This window comes from uncultured Candidatus Puniceispirillum sp., from assembly GCF_963979125.1.
Taxonomy (GTDB): Bacteria; Pseudomonadota; Alphaproteobacteria; order Puniceispirillales; family Puniceispirillaceae; genus Puniceispirillum.
The window spans coordinates 1-3,994 of the sequence record NZ_CAXBVX010000137.1 but is presented as its reverse complement, the minus strand read 5'-3'; the positions used below and the strand labels follow the sequence as shown (position 1 = coordinate 3,994).

Genomic DNA, 3,994 nt, shown 5'->3' with positions numbered 1-3,994 from the left:
CATGCCTGCACTTCAGCTGAAGACAGATAGGTCATAAATTTTGCAACGCCTTTATATTCTTCGGCATCATGACCTTTCAAAACCCACAATGTACCACCACCGATGATGCTGTTCTGTGGCTTGGAAGCAACAGCTGTATCAAGCGGCAACATGGTCTGGGCAAAGTTGAATTTAGCCTGCTTTTTGATGCTGCCATAATAGGCTGATGAATTCATCCACATGCCACATTCACCATTGGTGAACATTGACAGGCTATCACCGCGACGTCCGCCATAAACAAACAGATTGTCTTTTGACATATCGGCAATACGACCAAGGATGTTTTTGACATGGTCATTATTGATTGTCAGTTCGGCATCAAAACCGGCAAAGCCGTTCTGTTTGGTGCCGATCTGTACGTCATGCCATGTTGAATAGTTTTCAATCATGACCCATGACTGCCAACCGAAGCTGAAACCACATTTATAGCCAGCATCAACTAGCTTGCGAGACGCCGCTTCGACATCATCCCAAGATTTAGGAACGCTAGACACGCCTGCTTTGTCAAAGGCGTCCTGATTATACCAGAGCACAGGAGTAGAGCTGTTGAACGGCATCGATAGCAATTCACCATCAGGGGTCTGATAATAGCTGATAACAGCAGACAGGTAATCACCTTTATCAAATGGCTCGCCTGCATTATTCATGACCTGTTCAACAGGCATGATCGCGCCTTCGGCGGCCATCATGGTTGCGGTACCAACCTCAAAAACCTGCACGATATGCGGCTGTTGTTTCGCGCGGAAAGCGGCAATCGCACTGGTCATAGTTTCGGTATAGTTACCTTTATATACAGGTACGATTTTATAATCTGACTGTGTGGCGTTAAAATCTTCAGAGATTTTGTTAACGCGTTCGCCGTTAACACCGCCCATCGCATGCCACCACTGCACTTCCGTAGCAGCAGATGCAGCAAAAGATACCGTTCCCATAACAATGGAAACAGCCGCAGCTATGGCGGGTGTGGATATTAATTTTTTCATTGTTTGCTCCCTTGTAAATTATTATGTGTCACCTCATACAACCACAACAGCAATCATATTTTGGACACTAACTTAAATTTAAATTTTAAGTTTTTATTAAAGACAAACCTAACACGCATGATGCAGGAAACCTATATGAAATATTTGTTTTCGTTTACTATCAAAAGATGCGTATCGATAACGCCATGAACATCACTTAAATAGAACGGCGTAAACAATCCTGCCATAGCATCTCAAAGATTTTTAACGTATGTTGTGGCAAATAGCCTGTAGAATGATATTTTAAAGCTGGGGAGCAAACCGGTAGATAACCAATCTGGCGGATGAGAATCATGACTGTAAAGCAACTTAAAGCCGACCTTCTGGACAGACTCGACGCCTTTCGCAAGCAAGGCAAACATGTTTCAGATATTAACCCCATTCTGGCACTTGCTGATGAGATCAGCGACAAGCTGTATAAAGGCCAGATAAGCCAGGAAGAAGTGAATGACTTTCTGGCGCATATGGGAAGCGAGCTTTGGGATCAACAAACAACCCGCCTGCATGTCAAGACTGGTCGCGACCAAAATGACGTAAATATTCTGGATGCAATTGATCTAGGCGCCCTTGATGTCGGCAAGCCTGTCTATCATGCGGTGTTTACCGCACATCCGGTTTTTGCGCTGGAAAAAGAAAAATCTGCTGTCTTGTCTCAGGCCGCAAGCGATAACAAGTTGGGCACTATGCCTGACGATGCCTATCAGCCGCGAAGCAATATAACATTGCAGGATGAACATGAAGAGGCAATGCAGGCATTGGGGCATGCCCGCAGCGCGATCCGGTCATTACATCACACCATTTTAACCGCAAAACATGTGGCTGGTGATGCCAGCTGGCGTGATGTTTTGCCTGTAATGTGCGCGGTATCAACATGGGTTGGTTATGATCTTGACGGGCGTTCGGATATCACATGGCTGGACAGCTTTGCCTTGCGGCTTGTCGAAAAGCGGATGGCGCTTGACCTATATCAAGCCGAGCTGTCATCGCATGTTCAATCGCACCCAGATATTGCCGGATTGCTAGATGAACTAGCTGTAGAAAATGATTCCACAAAGGCTGACATCAAGCGGTTTTCTGATTTGAATGAGGCCAGCTTTGCCAATGCCGTTGACGCTTTGAGCGAACGCAAGAACAAATTAATCAGCAGTGCCGATTTTGCCCGTCGGCTACATATGATTGCCAACAATATCGATGATGATGAAACAGCCACGGCGCTGATGGTCATTGCCGGAGATATTGCCAGTCATGGCTTTGGCATGGGCGAAATTCACCTGCGGATCAATGCTGTACAATTACGCAATGCAATGCGCGCGGTTGATGGCCGTGGTATTTCGCTTTCGGGAGATAATGTCCAGAACCGCCTGTTGATGGAACGGCTGGCAACACGTATCAAAACCGAATCAGCATGGAAGATCAATTTCCAGAATCTGGATGAAGAAAACGCCACCGCACGTCGCCAGTTAATGCTGGCCACCCAATTTATCAAACATGTTGATTGTGACCAGCCTATCCGCTTATTGATTGCCGAATGCGAAAAACCCATCACAATCATGAACGCGCTATATCTGGCGCATAAATTCGGCATTGCAGACCGGCTAGATATTTCACCTTTGTTCGAAACAACCTTCGGGCTGGAACATGGGGTGCAATTGATCGAACAATTGCTAGGCTATGATGTGTTTTGCGACTATGTGCGTCGCCGGGGACGGCTGGCGATGCAGACTGGCTTTTCCGATGCTGGGCGCTTTATAGGACAGATTGCTGCCAATCTGGCGATTGAACGGTTACAGTTGAAAATTGCACAGTTAGTCAAAGACCGACTAAATGGCGACGTTGATCTGCTGATGTTCAATACGCATGGCGAGTCATTTGGCCGGGGATGTGCCGGCCCGCGCATTGCTGATAGGCAGAATTTTATTCTGACACCACATACCCGGGCGCGATGCAACGACATGGGTGTCCGCATTCATCATCAATCAAGTTTTCAGGGTGGCGATGGCTATCGGATGTTTGGTACGCCGGCATTGGCACAATCGACGATCTACCATCTGTTTGCCGCCGAAACGGCACAACCAAGCGCCGCTTGGAAGGACGACAGTTTTTATCAGAAAAATGACTTTGCGCTGGATATGTTTCTGGCGCTTAAAGCATGGCATGAGAAACTGTTTTCCGACCCAAGCTATGTGACCTTGCTTGATATATTTGGTATCAATTTGTTGCCAAAGACGGGATCACGGCCAGCCAAACGGGTTGTTCAGGTCGGTATGGGCAGACAAGACCCATCAAAGATGCGTGCCATTCCGCATAATGCAATCTTGCAACAGCTTGGGTTTCTGGCGAATGTCATTTCGGGCTTTGGCAGCGCTGCCCAGATCGATGCGGACCAGTTTGTTGAACTTTATGAAACCTCACCGCGACTACAACAATTACTGGGACATGTGCTGGCGGCAAAAGAGTTAGGATCACTAAATACGGTTCTGGCCTATGCCAAATTGCTGGATAACGGCTTCTGGATCGATCGTGGCTATCATGGCTATCAACCGCGTAATCTGCGTGCCTATCGCAAGCTGGGATTCATGCTCAATGATGACAGGCGTACCCGAGCCGCCCGCCAAATTGTCTGGGGTTTGCGTGATGATCTGATCGACCTTTATCGCCTATCAAAATCAGTTGGTGAAGAAGATGTCCGGATCAGCGGTGATGAACGCGTCAGTTTGGATATGATTCACGCGGTACGTATCGCGCTTATCATCGACTCGCTGGCATTGATCTGCCGCGTACCGCGCTTTGCTGAATCGACGCGCCATAGCAATGAAGATGTCTTACGACAAGCTTTGAGCCTTGATTTTGACGAAGCGCAAGCCATCATCCGTCAGGAATTTTCGCTTGATAAAACGAAAAAGTTGCATAGTGACGTTGCCGAGACACAGAAT

At 47.4% G+C, this 3,994-nt stretch carries 2 protein-coding genes; one reads left to right on the top strand and one right to left on the bottom strand.

All coding sequences use genetic code 11. The annotated features are described in order from the left end of the window. On the bottom strand, positions 1 to 971 hold a 971-nt coding region (locus ABNT28_RS10280; protein ID WP_348721535.1), incomplete at its 3' end, for an extracellular solute-binding protein. A 383-nt stretch (positions 972 to 1,354) separates the two neighbouring features. Here ABNT28_RS10280 and ABNT28_RS10275 point away from each other — a divergent pair. After that, positions 1,355 to 3,994: phosphoenolpyruvate carboxylase (locus ABNT28_RS10275; protein WP_348721534.1), on the top strand; the 2,640-nt coding region annotated here is incomplete at its 3' end.